The sequence below is a fragment of the Psychrobacter sp. CCUG 69069 genome, assembly GCF_021023115.1.
GTDB classification, from domain to species: Bacteria; Pseudomonadota; Gammaproteobacteria; order Pseudomonadales; family Moraxellaceae; genus Psychrobacter; species Psychrobacter namhaensis.
Genome location: NZ_QQAI01000017.1, coordinates 1 through 23,184 on the forward strand (window position 1 = coordinate 1; position 23,184 = coordinate 23,184).

The 23,184-nt window shown below is 44.5% G+C and carries 24 protein-coding genes and 1 tRNA gene; 13 read left to right on the forward strand and 12 right to left on the reverse strand.

Translation table 11 applies throughout. From position 1 onward, the window contains the following. Positions 1 to 74 precede the first annotated feature (74 nt). A complete protein-coding gene (locus DVY93_RS10310; RefSeq protein ID WP_230710656.1) occupies positions 75 to 353 on the forward strand; it encodes a hypothetical protein in 279 nt (92 codons plus the stop codon). 150 nt (positions 354 to 503) lie between these two features. Here DVY93_RS10310 and DVY93_RS10315 read toward each other — a convergent pair whose 3' ends face one another. Both DVY93_RS10315 and DVY93_RS10320 read right to left on the reverse strand, forming a co-directional pair. Continuing rightward, positions 504 to 1,865 (reverse strand): tyrosine-type recombinase/integrase, encoded by a 1,362-nt coding sequence (locus DVY93_RS10315; RefSeq protein ID WP_230710657.1) that lies wholly within the window; start codon positions 1,863 to 1,865, stop codon positions 504 to 506. Between the two features lie 283 nt (positions 1,866 to 2,148). After that, positions 2,149 to 2,239 (reverse strand) — tRNA-Ser (locus DVY93_RS10320). Between the two features lie 177 nt (positions 2,240 to 2,416). Between DVY93_RS10320 and DVY93_RS10325 the strand changes: the two genes are divergently transcribed. The 3 genes from DVY93_RS10325 (at position 2,417) to DVY93_RS10335 (ending at position 4,241) form a co-directional block, all read left to right on the forward strand. Beyond that, the gene (locus tag DVY93_RS10325) at positions 2,417 to 3,262 is read left to right on the forward strand and encodes a DNA/RNA non-specific endonuclease (RefSeq protein WP_230710659.1); all 846 of its coding nucleotides are present in this window, start codon (positions 2,417 to 2,419) and stop codon (positions 3,260 to 3,262) included. 72 nt (positions 3,263 to 3,334) lie between these two features. Further along, positions 3,335 to 3,598, forward strand: a complete 264-nt coding sequence (locus DVY93_RS10330; RefSeq protein WP_193005583.1) for a hypothetical protein — start codon at positions 3,335 to 3,337, stop codon at positions 3,596 to 3,598. 259 nt (positions 3,599 to 3,857) lie between these two features. Beyond that, positions 3,858 to 4,241, forward strand: a complete 384-nt coding sequence (locus tag DVY93_RS10335; RefSeq protein ID WP_198334417.1) for a DUF2147 domain-containing protein — start codon at positions 3,858 to 3,860, stop codon at positions 4,239 to 4,241. Positions 4,242 to 4,351: 110 nt separating this feature from the next. Here DVY93_RS10335 and DVY93_RS10340 read toward each other — a convergent pair whose 3' ends face one another. The 4 genes from DVY93_RS10340 to DVY93_RS10355 form a co-directional block, all read right to left on the reverse strand. Then, positions 4,352 to 5,614 carry an ammonium transporter gene (locus tag DVY93_RS10340; protein WP_193005581.1) on the reverse strand — a complete coding sequence of 421 codons (1,263 nt, stop codon included), beginning with the start codon at positions 5,612 to 5,614 and terminating at the stop codon, positions 4,352 to 4,354. A gap of 78 nt (positions 5,615 to 5,692) precedes the next feature. After that, positions 5,693 to 6,031, reverse strand: a complete 339-nt coding sequence (locus tag DVY93_RS10345; protein WP_010197981.1) for a P-II family nitrogen regulator — start codon at positions 6,029 to 6,031, stop codon at positions 5,693 to 5,695. 470 nt (positions 6,032 to 6,501) lie between these two features. After that, on the reverse strand, positions 6,502 to 7,356 hold the full coding sequence (locus DVY93_RS10350; RefSeq protein ID WP_193005580.1) for a universal stress protein: 855 nt from the start codon (positions 7,354 to 7,356) through the stop codon (positions 6,502 to 6,504). A 161-nt stretch (positions 7,357 to 7,517) separates the two neighbouring features. Next, on the reverse strand, positions 7,518 to 9,017 hold the full coding sequence (locus DVY93_RS10355) for a SulP family inorganic anion transporter (protein WP_230710661.1): 1,500 nt from the start codon (positions 9,015 to 9,017) through the stop codon (positions 7,518 to 7,520). A 652-nt stretch (positions 9,018 to 9,669) separates the two neighbouring features. On the opposite strand from DVY93_RS10355, the gene murD reads away from it, so the two are divergent. Together murD and DVY93_RS10365 are read left to right on the forward strand one after the other, a co-directional pair. Further along, entirely contained in the window at positions 9,670 to 11,094 is a 1,425-nt protein-coding gene (murD, locus tag DVY93_RS10360; RefSeq protein WP_230710664.1) for a UDP-N-acetylmuramoyl-L-alanine--D-glutamate ligase, read from the forward strand. A 282-nt stretch (positions 11,095 to 11,376) separates the two neighbouring features. Further along, positions 11,377 to 12,573 carry an FtsW/RodA/SpoVE family cell cycle protein gene (locus DVY93_RS10365; protein ID WP_230710665.1) on the forward strand — a complete coding sequence of 399 codons (1,197 nt, stop codon included), beginning with the start codon at positions 11,377 to 11,379 and terminating at the stop codon, positions 12,571 to 12,573. 96 nt (positions 12,574 to 12,669) lie between these two features. Here the strand turns inward: DVY93_RS10365 and gluQRS are convergent, their stop codons facing one another. From gluQRS to DVY93_RS10395, 6 genes are all read right to left on the reverse strand, one after another. Beyond that, positions 12,670 to 13,611: a tRNA glutamyl-Q(34) synthetase GluQRS gene (gene gluQRS, locus DVY93_RS10370; RefSeq protein ID WP_230710666.1), complete on the reverse strand. Its 942-nt coding sequence runs from the start codon at positions 13,609 to 13,611 to the stop codon at positions 12,670 to 12,672. Positions 13,612 to 13,896: 285 nt separating this feature from the next. Next, positions 13,897 to 14,334 carry an RNA polymerase-binding protein DksA gene (gene dksA, locus DVY93_RS10375; RefSeq protein ID WP_193005575.1) on the reverse strand — a complete coding sequence of 146 codons (438 nt, stop codon included), beginning with the start codon at positions 14,332 to 14,334 and terminating at the stop codon, positions 13,897 to 13,899. A gap of 490 nt (positions 14,335 to 14,824) precedes the next feature. Then, positions 14,825 to 15,670, reverse strand: coding sequence for a metallophosphoesterase (locus DVY93_RS10380; RefSeq protein WP_193005574.1), 846 nt, complete (start codon positions 15,668 to 15,670; stop codon positions 14,825 to 14,827). A gap of 262 nt (positions 15,671 to 15,932) precedes the next feature. Continuing rightward, on the reverse strand, positions 15,933 to 16,751 hold the full coding sequence (locus DVY93_RS10385) for a metal ABC transporter permease (RefSeq protein WP_230710667.1): 819 nt from the start codon (positions 16,749 to 16,751) through the stop codon (positions 15,933 to 15,935). A gap of 91 nt (positions 16,752 to 16,842) precedes the next feature. Beyond that, positions 16,843 to 17,625: a metal ABC transporter ATP-binding protein gene (locus DVY93_RS10390; protein WP_230710668.1), complete on the reverse strand. Its 783-nt coding sequence runs from the start codon at positions 17,623 to 17,625 to the stop codon at positions 16,843 to 16,845. Positions 17,626 to 17,674: 49 nt separating this feature from the next. Continuing rightward, complete coding sequence (locus DVY93_RS10395) at positions 17,675 to 18,223, reverse strand: transcriptional repressor (protein WP_230710670.1); 549 nt, start codon at positions 18,221 to 18,223, stop codon at positions 17,675 to 17,677. 221 nt (positions 18,224 to 18,444) lie between these two features. Here DVY93_RS10395 and DVY93_RS10400 point away from each other — a divergent pair, with 221 nt between their 5' ends. The 7 genes from DVY93_RS10400 (at position 18,445) to DVY93_RS10430 (ending at position 23,138) form a co-directional block, all read left to right on the forward strand. Continuing rightward, positions 18,445 to 19,395, forward strand: coding sequence for a metal ABC transporter solute-binding protein, Zn/Mn family (locus DVY93_RS10400; RefSeq protein WP_230710671.1), 951 nt, complete (start codon positions 18,445 to 18,447; stop codon positions 19,393 to 19,395). A gap of 281 nt (positions 19,396 to 19,676) precedes the next feature. Beyond that, entirely contained in the window at positions 19,677 to 20,075 is a 399-nt protein-coding gene (locus DVY93_RS10405) for an ATP synthase subunit I (RefSeq protein ID WP_193005570.1), read from the forward strand. Positions 20,076 to 20,147: 72 nt separating this feature from the next. Beyond that, positions 20,148 to 20,315: a hypothetical protein gene (locus DVY93_RS10410; RefSeq protein ID WP_230710673.1), complete on the forward strand. Its 168-nt coding sequence runs from the start codon at positions 20,148 to 20,150 to the stop codon at positions 20,313 to 20,315. 448 nt (positions 20,316 to 20,763) lie between these two features. Next, on the forward strand, positions 20,764 to 21,630 hold the full coding sequence (gene atpB, locus DVY93_RS10415; protein WP_198334426.1) for a F0F1 ATP synthase subunit A: 867 nt from the start codon (positions 20,764 to 20,766) through the stop codon (positions 21,628 to 21,630). 33 nt (positions 21,631 to 21,663) lie between these two features. Next, positions 21,664 to 21,912: a F0F1 ATP synthase subunit C gene (gene atpE, locus DVY93_RS10420; RefSeq protein WP_010197960.1), complete on the forward strand. Its 249-nt coding sequence runs from the start codon at positions 21,664 to 21,666 to the stop codon at positions 21,910 to 21,912. Positions 21,913 to 22,030: 118 nt separating this feature from the next. After that, on the forward strand, positions 22,031 to 22,501 hold the full coding sequence (locus tag DVY93_RS10425; protein WP_193005568.1) for a F0F1 ATP synthase subunit B: 471 nt from the start codon (positions 22,031 to 22,033) through the stop codon (positions 22,499 to 22,501). A gap of 13 nt (positions 22,502 to 22,514) precedes the next feature. Beyond that, positions 22,515 to 23,138: a F0F1 ATP synthase subunit delta gene (locus DVY93_RS10430; RefSeq protein WP_193005567.1), complete on the forward strand. Its 624-nt coding sequence runs from the start codon at positions 22,515 to 22,517 to the stop codon at positions 23,136 to 23,138. Positions 23,139 to 23,184: the final 46 nt, after the last annotated feature.

The following is a 23,184-nucleotide window of genomic DNA, read 5'->3' on the forward strand; positions in this document are numbered from 1 at the left end:
ATAGTCGCCCAACGCTTCTATCAGCATGCGAACGGCGCGTTCTTTAATCTCAGGAGTGTAGGTTTGTTTTTTCATTGTCGTATTCTCTCAGAATGTTGAGTCTCCGACAATCCCGGGGCGGTTCAGTCATTTCTGAAGACACTTTCCTAACTAAAGATAAGCAAGAGTTAAGTAGCGATTATGATGCAGAATCGGTTGGCTCATCGACATACGATAATGAAGATGTGCCAGCTGAGACTATTACACCCAAACAAGAAGTTAATACATTACAGCCATTTTATCCTGAAGGAAGCAATGGAAAACAAGCTAAGGAAACAGCCGATACTAATACAGAAAATTACGCTAAGTTATGACTTAATACAGGGATATATTTTTCTGGTTTTCTGAGCCTAAGCCGATAAATTCTATATGCAGCTCAACTGATTGTAATGCAAAGTTTATTGAGTCTAGTAAAGTTCATATTGATAGACGGCTTTAATAGCTTCTCGTAATAGTTAAATACATCAGTTATTCTCAATGTAGACTTGCAGCTCATCAGCTGTGATACCTTGCTCTAATAGCGCTTTGAGCAGATCTTGTTTATCAGCGTTTTGTAATGTGTTTGGTTGCTTACTTGCCAGTGACTGCTCAATTTGCTGCCTTGCTGTCTGAAAGTCCACGACCTCGCCTGTGTCTCTCAATAGGTCTAAAAAGTCTGCCCAGACCTGCATGATTTTACGACGCTCCTCTAAATGCTGCGCGTGGTTATAAACCGCGCGAATGCTGCTCTTTTTATCATGAGCCATCTGCTTTTCAATCGCGTCGCCCATATAGCCAAGCTCGTTTAGATTGGTAGAGGCTATGTGACGAAAGCCGTGACCTGTTTGTTTGCCAGCATAACCTAAGATATCAAGCGCATTATTAATGAACTCTTCACTATATGGCTGATGCATGCCTGTATGATAAAATACGTACTCATATTGCCCCGTGATGGCTTTCATTTCCTCTAGCACTTTGAGCATTTGATCTGACAGTGGTACGACATGCTTACGTGCAATTTTAAGGTTATCAATATCAACACGCCATAACCGATTGGCAAAGTCTATATGCGCCCATTTCATCATACGCAGCTCGATAGTACGACAAAATGAGTAGGCTAAAAACTTCATACCTAATCGGGTTTGGTCGTGACCATGATAGCCCTCGATAGCTTGGAGTAGGGCAGGTAGCTCATGGATATCCACATGCTTCATGTGCTGGCTTTTGGCTTTTGGGTAGAGCTCCTTTAGATCATCGATTGGGTTTTGCTCAATGATGCGTTCACGTTTGGCACGTTTTAAAACATTAGCAACCAGATCAATAGTGCGTCTGGTTACCTCGCGTGGCGGCTCACCGTCTTTGTTCACACGCTTTTCGATCTCATCTGCCATCGATCGACAATCCTCAAAGCTTACATCTTTTAGTGCAATACCTTCAAAGTGTGGCAACACATCTTTATGCATACGGTTATAGTCTTGCTGATAGGTGCGCGGTTTGACATTACGCTTACGCTCAACCAGCCAGTCTAAGGCGTAGTCATTAAATTTTTGCGCGTGAATATTGGCAAGCTTATCTTGACGCTTTTTATTTTTTGGATCGATACCATCAGCAAGTAGCGCTTTAATCTCAGTATTGGCTTGTCTGGCTTCAGCAAGCGACATGATGGGGTAAGTACCAAGTGTGAGCCGTGTCTGCTTACCATCGAAGCGATAGGCGCTTATCCATGTCTTTGTGCCAGTATTGCGTACTAATAGCTGTAAGCCTTGCTGATCACTGTATTTGTCAGGACGTGAAGGTGTGCATTTCTCACTAGGTTTAAGCTTGCGTATCTTACTATCGCTTAACATGTTGGTCTATTCCCTATGGCTACAAGCTATATGAATCAAGAAATACAACAAGTACGTTGGTCTAATGCTGAATCATAAAGCCTAAATGTTGGTCTTTTTGAGGTCTAATGAAATAATAGACCAACGAATAGACCAACACAAGCCATGGGATAGGTGGGTTATGTTCGGATAGATTAGGAAAACGTTAGACATAAAAAAAACGCTAGAAGCGTTATTTATAAAGGGTTTAAGATGTATATAGGATAGTTTAGGACAAGCTAGGAAAACTAGTATTTAATAAGATTGGCGGTGAAGGAGGGATTCGAACCCTCGATACGCTATGAACGTATACACACTTTCCAGGCGTGCGGTTTCAGCCACTCACCCACTTCACCGTTTTTTGAACGCCTAAGTATAGCGGATACCATTTAAAATGTCACGACCTAAGCCTTATCTTTCTTTATTTGTAGGCGCCTGCTAGGATAGCGTATACGTAATTACAAGTATAAATGGTTGAAAGTTGCATGATAAGTCTTGGCAGGCTCAAACACAATTTGAAAAAAAGCATAATAATGGCCGTAATGACGGTTGTAGTAAGCATAAACTCAGCGCATGCTGATGACTTTACCCAGTGTAGCCAATCTTTTTATGGTGGTATTTATCCTGAATTCATCAATACCAAGTTAAGTAACAAAACACAGTCGCTATGCATGGATGGTTTTGCAGTGATGTATTCAGGTGTGGCCCGTACACCGCTGTGGTCGGCTGAGTATCTGGATCGTACACGTCTGCAACAAGCCAAGCAAATAGACCGTGAAGACAGCTTTCATGAAGAAAGTCGTCTGCCAAAATCAGTGCGCGCCTCGTTGTCTGACTATTCAGGATCTGGTTATGATCGCGGGCATTTAGCGCCCAATGCTGATATGGCAACGCGCAGTCAACAGTATGATAGCTTTAGTCTGGCCAATATAGCCCCGCAATCACCACGTAATAACCGCTATATTTGGCGCAATATTGAATCGGCGACCCGTTACTTGACGCAGCAATATGGTGAGGTTTACACGGTAACAGGCGTGGCCTTTACGGACAAAAAAACCAAGCAGCTTGCTGGTCGGGTGCTCGTACCCAGTCATTTTTTCAAAGCAGTCTATATTCCAGCGATCAATCAAGCAGGGGTTTATTATGCGCCCAATGATGAATCAGAACGCATAGAGATCCTCAGTGTGGATGAATTAGCGACCAAGATTGGCATCGATGTCTTACCCGTCTTGGACAGTAAAACCAAAGCGCATGCATTTGATCTGCCGTTAAAAGCAGGTGAGGGCTCAGATATTCCCGAGACGTCAACAGAAGCGCCTGATTGGCTGCTGTTTGTTTGGGCAATTTTTGAGTGGCTATTGGCACAATTACAGGCATAAAGCCTTTTATGTGAGTAAAACCGCCCAATTTAGGAAAGCGAACAAGCTGCTGTTAATAAAAAGGATAATCAGATGATTGAGCCATTTGCTAATAACCACCAAAGCATGCAGATTGGTGAGCTCGTAATCGAAAATCAAGTAGATAAAATCATTATATATGGTGATATTGAACTGACTTTAGACGCCACTGGCTATCAGCAAGCCCAGCAGTTACATGAGCTGACCGCTAAAATTGTGCAGGCTTTTGAGACCCCTGACATTTATAGTAATAATGCGGAAAAGTCAAAAGAAAATGATGACCAGTCGGGTATAAATATCGACAACCCTTTCCTGTAACTCTTTGATATGGTTTTGTTTTTATGGCAAGAATAAAGCATAAAAAAATTACTAGGCAAACCATAAAAATTGCTTATAATGAGTCAAGACATCGCTTATGTCGCGCAAGTCTTTGAAAAAACGTATAAGTAAGGGCGGTTAATGAGCTGTTCAACAGGGTAAAGCCGCGATACTTGTAGTAAAGATTCTAGCAAAGGATAAGCATAGAACACCAGAAACATAACGTTTCGCATAATCATTGTACGAAGGGAGTCAATCTATGAAGTTATTTACAAAAACCACGTTAGCAGTTGCAGGTATCAGTTTAGCCAGCATGGCATTCGCCGCTGACCCATTAGCCAATACCACTTGGCAGACATATGATGAAGGCAAGCCAAAAGGTACCGTAAAGATTACTGAGTCAAACGGTGTACTAACAGGTACTCTTATTGCTACTAACTCAGCCAAAGGTAAAAAGCACATTGGCACAACTATTATTAGAGGTCTAAAAGCTGATGGTGGTGGGAAGTACAGTGGTGGTACGATTACTGATCCTGAGAAGGGCAAAGACTATCGTATGACAGCAAATTTAAGCGGAAATACCTTAAAGCTAAGAGGTTACATTGGTCCATTCTCACGCAGTCAAGAGTGGAAAAAGAAATAAGCTAATTTTTCATTTTTAAAGTCTAGTATAAATCTGATCAAAAAATCCCGCATTACCGAAAGGTATTGCGGGATTTTTAGTGCGTGTCGGTTAATCGACCTTCAACACCTTTATCTTACAAACTCTGGATAAGCTTCCATACCACATTCAGCTATATCTGCCCCTTCATACTCATCTTCTTCAGAGATACGTAGACCGATGACAGCCTTGATGATGGCCCAAACGATTAAGCTGGCAACGAATACCCAAACAAAAATAGTAGCGGCCCCAGCAATCTGACCCAAGAGCGTCGCTGCTGGATTGGTAATCGGTACGATAAGTAGACCAAATAGGCCAACCACACCATGAACGGAGATCGCCCCCACAGGGTCGTCTATCTTTATTTTATCTAGTGCTAGAATAGAGAGCACAACAATCACACCAGCGATGAGACCAAAAAGGGTCGCTTGCAACGCAGATGGGGTGGAAGGCTCTGCAGTGATTGCGACCAACCCTGCAAGTGCACCATTTAAGAGCATCGTCAAATCAGCTTTACCAAAGATGAGGCGTGCTACTAATAAAGCACCAACGGCACCACCAGCAGCTGCTGCATTGGTATTCAAAAAGACCATCGCAACTGAGTTGGCGCTAGCAATGTCGCCAAGCTTTAGCACAGAACCACCGTTAAAGCCAAACCAGCCCATCCACAATATAAGAGTACCAAGCGCTGCTAATGGTAGGTTAGCACCTTGAATTGCGCGTATCTCACCATTAGGCCCATACTTACCTTTACGTGCACCTAATAGTAAGACGCCTGCCAAGGCCGCGGCTGCCCCTGCCATATGGACGATACCCGAACCTGCAAAATCAGAAAAACCCATGTCGCCGAGGTTAAATAGACCAAAGACGTCTTTGCCACCCCACGTCCAGCTGCCTTCTAATGGATAAATCACGCCAGTCATCACCACGGCGAATAATAAAAACGACCACAGCTTCATGCGTTCAGCCACAGCCCCTGATACGATAGACATACAGGTCGCGACAAACACCACTTGGAAGAAAAAATCAGACGCAGCAGAGTAAACAGAATCACCGCCAAAACCATTTTCAGCTGATGCGGTTAGCGCATCTTCTACTAATGTCGCATTGCCTGCAATGCCACTCAAAAATAGCTCACCACCATACATAATGGCGTAGCCGCATATCATGTACATGATAGAAGCGGTCGCAAAGAGCGCGATGTTTTTGGTTAGAATCTCAACCGTATTTTTTGAACGAACAAGACCGGCTTCTAACATGGTGAAGCCCGCTGCCATCCACATGACTAGCGCCCCACATATCAAAAAGTAAAAGGTGTCAAGTGCGTACTGGAGCTCAAAGATTTGATTTTGCATATTAATTCCCCCTTGAATTGATGCAATACAGCTATCGGTGTGTGCTATAAGTCTGTGTCTATAGGTTGGCCTTAGGCTTTAGATCGCGTCAGGGCCTGTCTCGCCGGTACGTATACGAATGACTTGCTCAAGCGCAGTAACGAAAATTTTACCGTCACCAATTTTGCCTGTGCTAGCGATACGAGTAATGGCTTCAATAGCAGGTTCAACCATCTCGTCGATGACCGCCACTTCGACTTTTACTTTAGGCAAGAAGTCCACCACGTACTCTGCGCCGCGATAGAGTTCTGTGTGACCTTTTTGGCGACCGAAACCTTTGACTTCAGTAACTGTGACACCTTTAACACCGATGTCAGAAAGCGCTTCACGTACATCATCGAGCTTAAACGGTTTTAAGATCGCAGTGATTAGCTTCATAAAAAATTCCTTATTTGTGTGATGCCGCAGGTTGATAGAGGCACTGTATGCATCGTATCGCTGCCATGCTTACCATAAGTCATTCAAGAACTGTGCCAATTTACTCAAGGGGGAGAGGTAGGATTGGATTTATTTGCTCAAAAATAACCACAGCAGTGGCAAGTGATACCGTCTATGTGGTCATGACATCAGTTGCCATAATAAGCACAGACAATGTCAATCAACCGTTGGCGTTGAATCAACGAAAACTTTATTATAACCAACTTTTTAGGTACTTGGGGAGGCGATCCATCTATTTCATGTGACGATTTGCTAACTTGGTTTGAGGAGTTGATAGGATGGATAGAGGTAAACGTACTGCTGAGAGGGAAAGGGTGAAACAAAGACAAGCCGCAGAGCACGATATTGACGTTCATGCTCTGCGTGCAAATAAGCAAATAAAAAGGCGTGAAGGTATAAGTAGCTTAACGCTAAGCTTTAGGGAACAGGAGGTAGGGGGTTTTGGTGCTGCCCAGCAGTTTTTTAGTGTCACTGCCTTTTACAAGTTCGCGCAGACGAGAGTGACCAAAGGCGCCCGTCATCAATAAGCCTATATTATTCTCGTTTTGATAGTAAGTTAAGGCAGCTGTGACGTCACGGCTGTCTAGTAGTGCTTTTTTAGACTTAATGCCCGCTTGCTTGAGCCGCGCATAGGCTTCACGCAGCGCATCGCAGTTTTCAGAGTTCTCTTTACCCACCATGACCACGTGCACGGTCAACGCTCGCACGAGTGACGTTTTGCACAGCCAGTTGAGTAGCTTATGGCAAGTTGGGCTGTTATCAAAAGCAAATAAGGCAGTGGTAGGGGGCAAAAATGGTGCATGCGTCACCAAAATGGGGCAGTGGCTCACTCTGATGAGTTGGCTTAAGGGAGACTTGCAGGTGACATTGTGGCCTATGACGATCAATTGTGCTTTGTCATCGACATAGTCAATACTTTCGTTAAGTTTCTCGTGCCGATGCAACGTATAAGTCTTAAGTTTGTGATGTTGCTGTTCACAGTAGGACGTGGCTTGATGTAGCAACAGCTTACCTTGGGCTTTTAGCTCGCAGTTACTTAAATGCTCTTTGGTCGTGAACTGCTCGAGCAGCGTGTGCTCATCATCGATATTAAGACAGCCTGAATAGTTCACCGCTGCTTTTTGCTGCAAGCTTGGCACAGAGTGCAACAGGCCAACAGGGGATTGCAGGCGCGTAGAGGCCCACATGCTCGCCTCTAACACGGCTTGCACATGATCAGGACAGTCTAAGCACGCAATCACACTATCTGGTTTCAAGTTACTCATAAGACGACCACAACGTTAATAATAATAAAAATCAGCCAATCAGTAGAGGACTAGGACGTAACGAACCAACCCAGCCTTTTTAATCAACGTGATCCTCTATTAAACTTTAGTTTTATAAAACACTGACGAATGTCAGCATGATAAAGCGGACGCAGACTGGCTTAATCCAATAAGCCAATATCGCGGCGATCGTGGATAGAGAAGCGATCAATCAATGTTCGGCTTGCATTGTTGAGTCCCACCACTTTGACATCAATGCCTTCACGTTGCAAGCGCATGACCAGCTTGTCCAAAGTGTCAACGGCGCTGACGTCCCAAAAATGCGCTTGGCTGACATCAATTTGAATGCTGTCCAAGGCTTCTTTGGTATCAAAGCTACTTAAGAACTGCGTCGTAGACGCAAAGAAAACCTGTCCCTGAACGTAATAATAGCGTGTGTTACTGCTGTCATCATACTCGCTAAACACGGTTAAAAACTGACCAATCTTATTGGCAAATGCCAGCGCAGAGAGCAATACGCCGACACCGACGCCATAGGCTAAGTTGTGTGTAAAGACCGTGGTCAAAACGGTGGCTAGCATAACAATGTTAAATGACACGGGGTGCGTTTTAAACTCGCGAATAGATTGCCAATTAAAGGTGCCGATCGATACCATAATCATCACAGCGACCAGCGCGGCCATTGGAATTTGGCTGACCCACTCACTTAAAAACACCACCATAATGAGGAGTACCACCCCTGCTATCAAAGTAGACAGACGCGTACGTCCGCCAGACTTGACGTTGATCATTGATTGACCAATCATTGCACAACCCGCCATACCGCCAAAAAATCCTGACACTACGTTCGCCATACCCTGACCACGACACTCGCGGTTTTTATCACTTGGCGTATCGGTCAATTCATCAACGATCGTGGCTGTCATCATAGATTCTAACAAGCCAACGATGGCAAGCGCGATAGAATAAGGCGCGATGATCAGCAATGTAGTTACATTCAATGGAATGTCAGGCAACAAAAACATGGGTAAAGAATCGGGCAAATCCCCCATACTGCCAACGTTACGAATATCAAGATTCATATACATCGCGACCGCCGTCAATCCAACAATACAGATAAGCGGTGACGGAATCACGCGACCGATTTTAGGAATAAGCGGGAACAAGTAGATAATCGCCAAACCCGCTGCCGTCATGATATAAACGGTCATACCAACGCGTTCGGTCATTGGGTTCAGCTCGGGTAGCTGGGCTGCAAATATCAATATTGCCAGCGCATTGACGAAGCCAATGACCACTGAGCGGGAAACAAAGCGCATCAAGTTACCGAGCTTTAGAATTCCCATGACGATCTGGATTGCACCGCATAATAAAGTAGCGGCTAGCAGATACTGTAAGCCATGCTCGGCGACCAAATCCACCATCACCAGCGCCATCGCCCCAGTCGCAGCCGAAATCATCGCTGGACGGCCACCGACAAAACTAATCACCACGGCGATACAAAATGAGGCATACAAGCCGACCTTTGGGTCAACGCCTGCGATGATAGAAAAAGCAATGGCTTCTGGAATCAGGGCCAATGCGACGACCAAACCTGATAAAACATCACCGCGAACATTGGAAAACCACTCGTCACGCAAGGTATCAATAAAAGATGTCATAAGTAAACTGTATAGGGTTAGAGGCAAAAAAAGTAATCATTGCGCAGTAATAAAATGATCGCGTCGCTATCAAAATAGCTATTCATCTTGGCTTGCGGCAACACGCACGGCGTCATGTTGGGGCATTGAATTATTAACGGTCAGTCATAAATATATCTACTGATTTATTTACTGGTATCACTAATACGTTCACCCATAATAAATCTAGGAGATTATCTAAAAAAAATAGTGTTTACAACAGGTTGCTTAAAGTAAGGTATTCGAAAATAGCACCGACAACAACGGATAGCGTCAGCAATAATTTGCTGCGGTAGAGGGTGATAAGTAATCTGCGAAATGAAAGCGGCAGTCTGACACAGCACGACCACAACATCTATCGTCGCTAAAGAGATGTGACAATAGCGCGTTAAATGTGGCAACATGCTAAACTGAAACGCTTGGGGTGATACTCACTCATATACAGATTAGGGCAGCTATTATAACACTAGCCGCCTCATATAAAAACAGGCGCATAATAGCACAAAGTCATAAAAAACCAGTACCGAAATTTGAATGATACCGTTATGATACTTTTTATCTTAAGGGTATCATTCAGCTTCTTAATAGTAGGTTTGTTTGACGCCACTTTGCTCGACCAATAGAAGGAATAGATATGACCACCAATACTGCAACTGACGGCTTACTTCATAAAGGCAGTGGTCTACAAGTCGTGGTCGGTTTGGGACAATCTGGGCTATCAGTAGCGCGCTATTTGGCTCATCAAGGCTATCAGGTAGCAGTTACTGATGCTCAGGCGACGCCCAGATTAGCTGATCAATTGCCAGCCGAGATTGATATTTGCCAATTTGGCGCAATCGACGCCGAGCTGTTGCAGCAAGCGGCACGTATTATTATCAGCCCTGGTATCTCCCTTGATACCGAAGCCGTAGCTGCCGCCCGTCAAGCGAATATTCCAGTAGTCAGCGATATTCAGCTGTTTTGTGACGCTTGTACGGTACCGATAGTAGCGATTACGGGGTCTAATGCCAAAAGCACTGTTACCACGTTAGTGGGACAAATGGCGGCGGATGCTGGTGTCAATGTCGGCGTTGGTGGCAATATTGGCGTACCAGCACTCACTTTATTGGATAATACCGATATGGAATTGGCCGTGCTTGAGCTGTCTAGCTTTCAGTTAGAAACAGTGACTAACTTGGGGGCACAGGTTGCGACGGTTCTGAATATGTCGCCCGATCATTTAGATCGCCATGGTGACATGCTCGGTTATCATCAAGCCAAACACCGTATCTTTCAAGGGGCCAAGTCGGTGGTCATTAATCGTGAAGATGCACTGACAAGGCCGTTGGTTGCCGACAATTTACCCAGAATCAGTACGGGTATTCATGCGCCGGATAAAGGTCAATATGGTCTTATCACCGATCCTGAAGGCCAGATTTATCTTGCTCACGGTACAGAAAGGCTACTATCGGCAGACAAACTGTTGATTAAAGGTCGTCATAATCTGCTCAATGCGCAAGCAGCACTAGCGCTTGGTGAGCTTGCAGGCTTACCACTTGATAGTATGCTAGATACTTTACAGCAGTTCACAGGTCTTGCGCACCGCTGCCAGTATGTGGCAACTGCTGCTGACATTGATTACTTTAATGACTCAAAAGGCACCAACATCGGCTCGACCATGGCTGCCATCGAAGGGCTGGGCGCGGTCTATGCACCAAAAGATGGGAAGCTGTTGTTGATTTTGGGTGGACAGGGTAAAGGCCAGCAATTTGGCGAGCTGACCCCTTTTATCAACCAATATGTGAGTCAAGTGCTGTTTATCGGTGAGGACGCCCAGCAGATTGAGCAGCATCTACGGGCAGCCAACATAAGCGATGACGTTGCCTTACATCAGTGTCAGACGTTAGAAAACGCTTTTGCGACTATTCAACAAGTGACAGCAAGCAGCCTATCACAAGTGCAGGCTGTGCTCCTGTCACCCGCTTGTGCCAGCTTTGACCAATACAGTGGCTATGCTGATCGCGGTGACCATTTCAGTCAGCTGGTTGATCAATTGAGTCTGCCCAGTCAAGCAGTCTAATGATCGATTAAATGCGTTGGTGTGGCAGGCAGGTCAGTAGTCCTTGGGTGAGAGGAATATAGGCGGGCATTTTATTTATAAATGATTGTTTTGCTTATAAATTACTGCTACTGTCCATAATAACTGGTCAAACAAGCCGGCTGCTATGCTCTTTACTTGATTGTCTGTTCAGTCGTCATATGTATATGGGTAGCTGAGCATTTGATAATACTTACTTTATATTTTTTAAACGGTGGCGTTTAATAGACGCCGTGTTTTTCGTTCGTTAGTGTATATAAAATTATGGCGCTCTCTTCTTTTTTTCGTTCCTCGTCGCAGCCCAAGCAAGCCTCTGGTTCAGACGGTATACTGTCTATGCCGTCAGCTCGCGCAATTTTACTATCGAGTGTCGGCTGTATGCTGGTACTCAGTTTATTGATGGTGGCTTCTGCGTCTATTCCTTTTGCCCTCAGCCGCGGTATGACAGAGCTATACTTTTTCAATAACCAGCTGCTGTACATGATGATTGGTCTTATTATCGCCGCCATCCCTTATTATGGTGTGTCGTTGCGAACGTTATATAAGACCGAAACCCAGTTTATTTTATTGGGTATTACCGGCATATTGCTCGTAGCAACGCTGTTTAGTACGCCTATTAATGGTTCTAAGCGTTGGTTGAACTTAGGACTGTTTAATTTTCAGGTAGCAGAACTGGCCAAATTAGTCATGATTGTCTTCGTGTCTGATTTTGTGGTGCGCCGCTCTTTTGAGGTGCGTAATGGCTTAGATGGTTTCTTACGAATTATGCTGGTGGTGGCGCTAATAACCATCCTACTGTTATCGCAACCAGATTTTGGCTCTTTTGTCGTTATTTTGGGTACCATTTTTGCGATTTTTTACATCGCTGGTGCCCCTTACAAGCATTTCTTAGCCTTAGGTGCAGCCGCTATTGGTGGGGCTGTCTTAATGGTGACGACGGCGCAGTACCGATTGGTGCGTGTGATGTCATTTATGGATCCGTTTGACGATGTGCAAGATACGGATTATCAACTAGCCCGCAGCTTGATCGCCTTTGGTCGCGGACAGTTTACGGGTGTGGGCTACGGTGAGAGCGTGCAAAAACTGTCGCATCTACCAGAAGCTCATACCGACTTTTTATTGGCGATTACGGGTGAAGAGCTGGGTTTTGTTGGCGTGACGATGGTGTTGGTGCTCGAAGCGCTGATTATCGGTAGTGCGATGCGTATCAGTTACAATGCGCTAAAGCGTCGGCAGATGCGTATGAGCTACACCGCCTTTGGTATTGGTGTGGTGTTTATCGCGCAGACGATTATTAACGCCGCGATGAATATGGGCGCGATTCCAACGAAAGGTTTGACCATGCCGTTCTTTAGCTACGGCGGTTCTTCAATGTTGATCAGTCTAGTCATGGTAGCGCTATTGCTAAAAATCTACAAAGAAAGTCCTGAGATCGAAAAAAGCCAGTGCCGATATTATTAATAGATTTTAGGTTCTTAACAGATTTATTGATAACGTCTGCCCTCATTTAAACAAAAAGCGTCGCTACTGGTGGCGCTTTTTGCTTTTTGATGAGATTCAATGAGGCGCGTTCAGTTGTTGCTTACCTTGTAGTGGTGTGTTGTCCCATTGAGCAATCGCTTGCTTGAGCATATTGGTGGGGGTATCTTGATCGACGGCGGGTTGTTGTAAGAGTTGTAAAGCAGTAGCGATGAGCTGGCTTGGATCCCGCGTGTCAATCGGCTGAGCGAGATTCTGTTTAGAAAGCTTTTGTCCATCAGGATGACATATTAATGGCAAGTGATACCAATGATCGATAGGTGGCAGATGAACCGCCCGCATGATACTGATTTGCGCTGTGGTCATAGGTAGGATATCCAGACCGCGCATGACATGGGTGACTTGCTGCAGACCGTCATCGAGGCTGGCGGCCAAAATATAGTTGATCATACCATCTTGGCGGCGCGCCACCATATCACCTAACGTTTGCTGAGGGTTATCCCATTGTATCCCTTGGATACCGTCGTTAAAGCCAATTCTATAGTCTGGCAGCTGTATGCGTAGTTTATGCTCTTGTCTATTAAGGCCAGCTTTGATACAGCAGCGCGGATAACGCTTCCTATTAGGTGAGCCTTGGCTGGTATCATTGACAAGCCCGTTTTGTTCTTCTTGCGCCCAATACTGCTCCAAATCTTTGCGTGAGCACTGGCAACCATAAGTCAGTGGGCGTAGGGCTGACGACAAGTAGTCATTGTAGATATCAATACGCTCAGATTGATAAATGATATCACCGTCCCAGTGTAAGCCCAGTGTCTCTAAATCGATCAGAATCTGCTCAGTAAACTGTCGATCACAGCGTTCTGTATCGGTATCTTCGATACGTAGCAGCCACTGTCCATTTAGTGACTTTATGTGGCAAAAACTGGCAAGGGCAGTGGTTAGTGAACCAAGGTGCAACTCTCCAGTGGGTGAGGGTGCAAAGCGGCCAATAGGCTGTGGTGCGAGGGCTTGATTGTGCATAAGGATCTGGCTAGTTTTTAAAGTAGCGGATTATCAGTAAAAGTGATGGATAGAATAATAAAGATACATGTAAAAAGATATTGCTTAAATAAGCTTGTTTTGTGAGTCGGCGCAGTCTCAAAAGGTATGATTGGTTGGGTCAGCTTTACTTGCTGTACTGTGAGTTTGTGACATGGAATGGGTCATTAGCCAAAAAACGCCTCAAACAAAACGCGACGAGCGACCAATCGTGTGGCCGCTCGTGCTGGTACTTATATTTTGGTAATTACGTCAATGACAGATCGTTTACGCCCCTTGGTTTTGACGCTCTTTAATCTCAGACAATGTTTTACAGTCAATACATTGAGTGGCTGTGGGACGCGCTTCTAAACGGCGCAGACCAATCTCCACACCGCAGGTTTCACAAAAACCATAGTCATCGTTTTCGATTTCCACCATAGATTTATCGATTTTGCGAATGAGTTTACGTTCACGGTCACGTGTACGCAAAGCCAACGCAAATTCTTCTTCTTGAGTGGCACGATCGTTGATGTCCGGCATAGCGCTTGACTCATCTTGGATGTAGTTCTTAGTACGATCCGCTTCGCCAATCAACTGGCTTTTCCAGTCTAATAAAATAGCCTTAAAATGCTCTAGCTGGGCATCAGACATATACTCTTCGTCTGGGGCTGGCACATAAGGCGTAAACTTAACTTCACTTGGATTTGGGGTCAGGGTGCTCATATGGGTATCCTACTTTTTCAAATTAATTCAATAAAACGACGTATCAAAAGATAAGACGTTATTAATGTACAAACGCTATCATTTATTCCTTTATCAAACGTTTTACTACGTGGTGATACAAGTAACACAGCTGATCTAATAGTACGTTATTTTGGTATGCTCACATCGACATGCAATAGTCAGGTATATTGTTATAGATATTTTTAATGAAATGGCATTGTCTAAAGACTACGACCAATCACTGACTATGAAGATTTAGCTTGGGGTCGACGTAGCCATCCTAGCTATTATCATTCGGCCTATATCAAATATTAGACAGTCCTCGTTGCATTTTACAAGTTGTATCATTGTTTCTAATAATAATGAAGTTATTTTTTACGTTGAAGTCAGATTTTCTATTAACAGCCCTTGTATATCCGGTTAAGTAATAGCCCTTAAAAGCATAAGCTATAAGGGCTGGCACTATTATTGATGCCATTAAATCTGGCCATCAAGTATCCAGTCTTTCAACCCAGCTTGCAACCTTTCCATTGTTGGCTAATTGCAACCAGCGGTAACCAGGTCGTCCGCCTTTATCATGGGCAAAATCATCCTCATAGGGCATGAACTGATAGCAGGTAGACGGTGTGCTATAAACGGTGACACCTTGACGCTGGCGGACCTGCTCTTGGTGAGTATGTCCACTGATAATCACTTGTAGATGCTCAAACGGGGCCATATGCTGCCAAAAACTTTCGGTGTTTTTTGCCATATGGGTGTCAATCCAATTCGAATCTACGGGAATGAGGTGATGGTGTAAAGCAATTAGCGCAGGTTTATGACAGGTACTAAGCCTATTACATAACCAGTCAATATCAGCGGAGGTGACTTCGCCCGCCACTTCACCAGTGACGGAGGAGTCCAGTAATAGCAGCTGCCAGTGCTCCGCCTCAATGACATGCCGGCTAAGCAGACGTGAATCCGCAGGTCGGGCAACCAGCTCACGTTGAAAGAAAGGCAGATCTTTCCCGTTCTCATCAGTCACGTCGTGATTGCCAGCAATACAAGCAAAAGGAATGTGGGTCGCCTGCAAGACTTGAAAGATATAATCATAAATAGTGGACTCTACCTGATTGACTAAATCACCAGTCACGATGATCAAATCGCAGCGCATATCTTCACTCAGTGCTTGCTGTAGTACTTTCTCAAAGCTACGCTGACAACTGGCCGCCTCGTCACAATGGCTGTGACTATCAGTACTGGCAGCGACAGGCGTGGATAAATGTAAATCACTGAGCTGTAAAACATTTATTTGATCATCTGGCGTGCTGATTTTATTGACAGGATAGCTTAGCATTGGGTCAGTCCCTCATCGAAACAAAACAATTGATGTTGCTAGAATGAATAGGCATAAACGGGCTATTAGCAGTTTTTTCATCGCTCACTACTGCTATGAGTGTGAAGATTAACTCACACCATGATGATAATAGCTAATCAGCACCAACCGTATTAAGGCAAGTTTACCTCATTAAGCAAATGAAAGCTTTAGTAATATTAATGAAATAAAGTTGGATAAGACAGTTAAGGAAAACAGTTGAGCAGCATGGGCCATGACACGATTAATGGCGAGTTGACCAAAATTTTGCTGCGATAATTTTTGAAAAAATCAGCGCCATAAAAAATAAAATTGCTAAAATCAATACGATAGACAGCCCAGTCTGGATATCCAGCCAGATGCTGCCCCACACCCCCAAGGTCACGCCAAGTTGGGCGATAAGTAACGACACAATGACCATTTGTTTTGGCGATTTTGACCATAAACGTGCTGTTAGCGCTGGCAACACCAATAAACCACTGATTAATAAACTCCCAACAGCTTGCAGGGCAATCGCACAAAATCCTGCCAACAGTCCCATAAAAAACAGGCGCTGGCGTGTGGGGTTAACACCCTGTATGCGTGCCAATGCTTCATGAGTGGCAAGTTTGATTTGCGCAGGCCATATATAAATGAGTAGACACAAGCCAACCAGTACGCTACCAGCGATTAAGGGCAAGTCGGCCCAGTCAAGCTCCAGTAAGTTACCAAATAAAAACCCCAAAACATTGGCTTGCTGGTCGGTCAGCTGAGTTAAGGTTAATAACCCTAAACACAACAATGACACGGCAACGACTGCCAATACTGCATCAGCTGGCAGGCGCTCATCATCAATGAACACCAGTCCCAACACGACCACCGCGCTGACTAACGCAATACCAATACCCATCGGCAATTGCCACAGTACAGCCAATGCAACACCCAGTAAGGTGCCGTGTGCTAATGCATCGGCAAAAAATGCCATGCGCCGCCACAGAACCAAACATCCTAAGGGAGCAGACAATAGCGCTAAAATGCTGCCAGCGATCCAAGCGGGGGCAATGATGGCTAACCAAGCAGTCATAATAAATATCCGTAAAGTTGCTGATAAAGGCTAAAAGCGATATTTGTATTTAATACATTTAGCGTTAGAGGTTTGAGGTACATTATTACCCTTAAAGCTCGCTTGGGGCATGATGCTCGCACGCATGAGGCTGATGCACATATGGCTGCTCATAATGGTGACCAAATAGCTTCTGGAACTCCGTGCTAATCGCAAGCTCACTTGGCCGCCCTTCACAACAAATATGCTTATTAAGGCAGATCACGCGGCGACTGCCGCGCATTACCCAATGTAAGTCATGCGACACCACCAGCATGGCACAGCGCAAAAAGTCTGGCAGCTCATCAATGAATTGATACAACCAAACTTCAGTATCAGGATCAAGACCTTGCATTGGCTCATCTAAAATTAATAAATTGGGCTTATCTAATAACGCACGTGCCAGCAATACCCGCTGGGTCTCACCACCGGATAGATGTAGCATTTGCCGCGACAACAAGTGGGTCAAGGACAGATTATCAAAGATAAACTGCCGCTGTTTGGCTGTTAAACGTTTCTTATTTGCCTGGCCCAATAAATCGCTTACGCGTAACGGCAGTATCGGTGGTATGGCAAAGCGCTGCGGTACATAGCCAAGTTGTAACGGCTCATGCGCTTTGATACTACCTTTAGTTGGTTCAACCAGACCTAAAATGAGTTTGACCAATGTCGATTTACCAGCGCCATTGGGCCCAATAAGACTGACAGTCTCATTCACAGCAATATCGATATCAATATGTGAGAGTAAGCGCTGCTGTCCAATGTGATAGCTTACATTATGTAAACTTAACAGTGGCCTCTTAATATCGGTACTGGCGGCTGATGGTTGGTTTGAGGGTGATTTAGAAGCATTCATAAGGTCACAGCGACTTAAAGGAATAATAAGAAATAGAGAGCATCAATCGTCATACCGTTTGGTCTGACTGACATGCCTGACACAAACCGCTCAGTTCAATGACACTACGCGCCACCACAAAACCAACATCTTGCTCTGCAAAGCTCATCATCTCTTGCACGGGCACACTGCTACATTCTTGTACTTGCTGACACTGCTCACAGATTAAAAAAGCTGCCGTATGCTGTGCTCGTGGATGACAGCAGGGCACGTACGCGTTGATAGATGTCAGCTGATGAATCAAACCTTCTGCCAGCAAAAACTCCAAACTGCGATACACCGTTGGCGGTGCGACGTTTTTTGCATCATTTTTTGACGCTTTTATGTCCTCATCTTTAGCGGACAAGCGGGCTTGTTGCAACTGAGTGATCAAATCATACGCGCCCACAGGCTTAGTCGCTTGCAGTACAAGCGCATATATTTGTTGGCGTAGTGGGGTAAAACGGACGCCGCGCGCCCGACACTGCTCCTTTGCCGCTGCGACTCGATCCGTCACCTCTTGCGTTGAAAAGTGCTGAACATTATGCAGATGCTCACAGGTAGATGAAGTGACAGACATGGCGCAAGCTCCTAGTATTGACATAATAACGCCAGACAGTATAAGCGAAGGGCAAAAAAATAAGCGATAAAATAACACAGTGCGCTATTAATGTTATAGTATAACATATTAACAATAAAAATAATCTCACTGTTGTTTTCTCAATCCATGCTCAATCGTCTTTGCGCCCGTGCGTCACACTGACTTGTATTGTCATACCTGTTTAATAGGAATATCATCACATGACTGCTTATCATACTCTCAATAGGCCAGCTGTCTCGCCGCATTCATACCCTGAAAAACCCAGTCAACCGACGTTTTTTGATCATGTGCGAACCTGTCTTAAGCGTTCAAAATGCTTGATGACAGGTTTAGTGCTAACGCTTAGCGCTTTTGGCTCTCTACAGGTACAGGCCGCAACGGTCAGTGTGAGCAACCATCCGATGTTTTTACTCAGTCAGGCGGTGACTGAGGGCACGCCTTCTGCCAATCAAATTTTACAAGCTGGCAACGTGGGCCATCATGGTAGTATCAGTCCCAGTGACATGAAAGCCATTAAAGACAGCAAATTTGTGGTCTGGTTTGGTCCGTCACTAGAAAGCAGCTTGACTGGCAGCTTGGAGAATGCGCCCAACGCCATTGCTTTATTTGACTTTAATGCTTTTAATCGCCACCCGCTGCGGGATGTGACAGGCGCGCCAATTAAAGGTACCCTCGATCCGCACATTTGGCTGGATCCTGAAAACGCCAAAGCCATCACTCGGGCATTGGCGGTCATTCATAGTCACGCCAATCCAGAATACAAAGCGACTTATCAGGCCAATGCCAAAAAGTTTGCTCAGCGTATGGACCAAGCGGTAGCAAAGGTACAGAAGACCACCCAGAAAAAACGCCCTTACTGGGCCTATCATGATGCGTACCAATATATTGAAAATGCAGCACAAATACAGCTGGCAGGTAGTGTAAGTACAGACCACCACTTGTCTCCCAAAGCCAGCCAGTTACGCTGGCTGAATGAACATCGTCCCACCAAACAGATGTGTTTGGTCAGCCAAAGCCAACCTGCAAAAGGGCTACTGGCTAAACTCCAACCTGTAAAAACCACCATACAGGCTGAGGACATGAGCGCTAGCAAAGATTTTGTTAGTGGTTGGCAGACGATGGCGCAGCAAATCTCTCAATGTATATTGTAGATAAGCTGTTTAAAAGTCATTGGCTCAAAGGCTCTAGGCCACCGTGACACCGTTAGACTTTAGACCTTGTGTGATTGCCCAATAGGCAGGCTCATCATACATAGTTTAGCTAGATGACTGATAAAAGGCATATTTTGCTTGCTTAACCGTCTCATGCTCCCTATAATAAAGAGCGTTTTATTTTGGTTAACAGGTAATACCTATAGAAATGAGCCATTCACGGATAAAAGTGTCATAAGCATGCTAGATTATCCCAAAGTTGTAAGGCTGTAGGAATACCGATGACCAAGCCTGCCAAACGCACGCAAAAAGATAAAATTGGTGTCTATATTAAGCGCCAAGCGTGGATACTGTTCATCCTTATTATCCTTGTTTGGATCATAGATACGGTTTGGCTACGTAGTGAGCTTGTTGTAGCAAAGAGTGCCGCGATCGGTGCGCTACTCAGTTTTACTACCCAAGCAGTATTTGCTTTTTTTATCTTTTGGTATACCGGATATCGCGCGCGCCAACATATTGTTAGCCAGCTTTATCGGGGTCAGATGGCCAAATGGCTGTTGACTGTGTTTGGTTTTGCACTAATTTTTATTACCGTACAACCCCTATCTGCGCTTGCGCTGTTTATCGGTTTTATGGTAATGCAAATTAGTCACAGTTGGATGTTGTGGCATATACGCTAGCGCTAATAAATTATCGCTATATAGATCGTTTATTAATAGTACTGGCAAGCCACCCTGCCGTCCAGCTTCTCTATGACTAGTTCGATAAAGTCAAAGCGTAAAAAACTGTCTTGGGACAGTGCCAGTAATGGCAAAGACCGCAGTATGAGTGTCTTAAATAAGTGTGGCACGCAAGCATACGCTGCTAGGGTAGGGCGGGTTTGGCTATCCACACTGTTTATTATGATTAAGTTCTCATAATTTAATTGTAGACGCAAAGCCGCGTTATTCATTGTTACGATTGGCTAACTTATTCATACAGTGGATAAAAGAAACATAATTGACTTTACACGAATACAACGCTGCATTAATATAGGCAGCTAAATATTTTGCTTATAAGCGCTACAGCAAGCGCCGGTCGTAAAAACACGACCAGTAGGCAACACACATATAATAATTTTGCGTACATATGCAAGGGCTATTACTGAGTTATCATAAGCCCTTTTTTGATAGCTAAAATTTATCTTAAGCTGTTAGATGTAGCATTAGTAATAGAACTATGGGTTGGATGTTGTTGGTTACATGAGTGCTTTAGTATGGTTTATTTGACTGCTTGTTAGCAAGATAAATAGACACGGCTAAACCTCATCAGATGACAACCATATTTTTGGTAGTTGATTAAATCGTTGATTAATAAGAAGCTTACATTATGGCATCCGAGCAAACATCATCAGAATATATCTCTCACCACTTAACGAATTGGACGTATGGCTATCTACCTGGCGAAGGTTGGAAAGTTGCCTATACTGCTGAAGAAGCAGGGCTAATGGGCTTTAAAGCTATCCATCTTGATTCTATGCTATGGTCAATCGGACTGGGTATCTTATTTTGTGCCATCTTTTGGATGGTTGCCAAAAAAGTCACCTCAGGCGTGCCAAGCAAAACTCAGGCTGCGGTTGAGATGATCGTTGAGTTTGTTGATAACAACGTTCGTGATTCATACAGTGGTACATCAAAATTGATTGCGCCTTTGGCGTTGACCATTTTTGTTTGGATCTTCTTGATGAACTTGATGGATTTGATACCTGTCGATTTCATTCCAGGTATCGCTGGGCAAGTTGGCGCCGCTATGGGCCATGATCCACATCATGTTTTCTTTAAGATTGTTCCAACGACTGATCCTAACATCACGCTTGGCATGTCGTTCTCTGTCTTTGCACTGATTATCTTTTATAGCATTAAAGAAAAAGGGTTGGGCGGCTTTATCGGTGAGTTGACATTGCATCCATTTAGCGCCAAAAACCCAATCGTACAAGCGATTTTGATCCCCATCAACTTCATCCTAGAAGCAGTTACTTTGATAGCCAAACCTGTATCACTTGGTTTGCGTCTGTTCGGTAACATGTATGCTGGGGAATTGATTTTCATACTGATTGCTCTAATGCCGTTTTGGATTCAATGGGCGTTATCGGTACCGTGGGCTATCTTCCACATCTTAGTTATTACACTTCAAGCGTTCGTATTCATGATGCTGACGATAGTTTATATGTCGCTTGCATCATCAACTGAACATTAATTAGACATTCAATAGGTAAATGAGGATACATCAATGGATCCAGTATTAGGTGGTTACACAGTTATCGCAGTAGCACTACTTATCGGTCTTGGCGCACTTGGCACAGGTATTGGTTTTGCTATTCTAGGTGGCAAGTTCTTAGAAGGTGTTGCACGTCAGCCAGAACTTGGCTCACAATTGCAAACTCGTATGTTCATCGTAGCAGGTCTTCTTGATGCTATTCCGATGATCGGTGTTGGTATTGCTATGCTATTGTTGTTCGCTAACCCTCTAGCAGGTTAATCCGAAAGCTCAGTTGTAAATGTTTGGTATTCGGAGATATTTCTATCAAATATAGTCAGAATTCGACTGCCAAACATGATCAATGAAACTGATTTTTCATTAACAAAGAGGTGATCACGTGAATATCAATTTTACCCTCGTCGGTCAAGCCATTGCTTTTGCAATATTTGTGATTTTTTGCATGAAATTCGTGTGGCCACCACTTATCGGTGCCATCAATGAGCGTCAGCGTAAAATTGCTGAAGGCTTGAATGCCGCAGAAAAAGCAAAAGCAGATCTGGCAACCGCGGAGCAAGATGTCCAGCAGGAGCTTGATCTTGCAAAGACCAAAGCTGCTGCCCTAATCGAGCAAGCGAACAAGAGTGCCAACCAGCTTGTCGAAGATGCAAAATTGCAAGCCCAAGCGGAAAGCGAGCGCATTCGTCAACAAGCTCAAGCTTCTATCGACCAAGAAATCAATCAAGCTCGTGAGTCATTACGTGCTCAAGTTGCTGAACTGGCTGTCCTTGGTGCAGAGAAGATTTTGCAAGACAAAGTCGATGTGCAAAAACATGCCAGTATGTTAGATCAACTGGCGGCGAAGCTGTAATTGTGAGGATATAATGGCTGACTTATCAACCTTAGCACGACCGTACGCTAAAGCCGCGTTTGACTATGCCAACGAAAATGGGGTAGTAAATGAGTGGGAAAACTTCTTATTTATTGCCAGTACCGTTGTCAATGACAAGTCGTTCAGTACTTGGCTAGACAATCCAGCTGTTTCTGCTGAGCATAAGTCAGCTGCTTTGGTCGATCTTTATGATGCGCAAGTAGCTAGCGCTAATGACTCTGCTTTTAAGCAGTTATTAGATGAGGCTCGAGGGGTCCGCCCTGACAGTGACGCCAGCTATCCAAAAGTATCAGTAGCACTTAGTAACTTCGTTAAACAGTTATCAGAACAAGAGCGTCTGGCGCTGCTTCCTGAAGTTTATGAGCATTATCGCCGTCACAAGGCAGTAAGCTTAAAGCAGCTTGACGCATATGTGACCTCTGCTTATCCATTGACCGACGCCCAGCGTGAAACGCTGCAAACGCGTCTTGCCGCATCGCTAAATGCGAGTGTGGTGATTCACGAATCGGTCGATCCAAGTCTATTGGCAGGCGCTACGATCAAAGTCGGTGACAAAGTCATTGATGATTCGATGCGCGGCAAGTTACAACAGTTAAAAACACAGCTAACTGCCTAATGCCATTCATCAACGCAGCCGTGTAATGTCTGCGTGATAGTAAGAG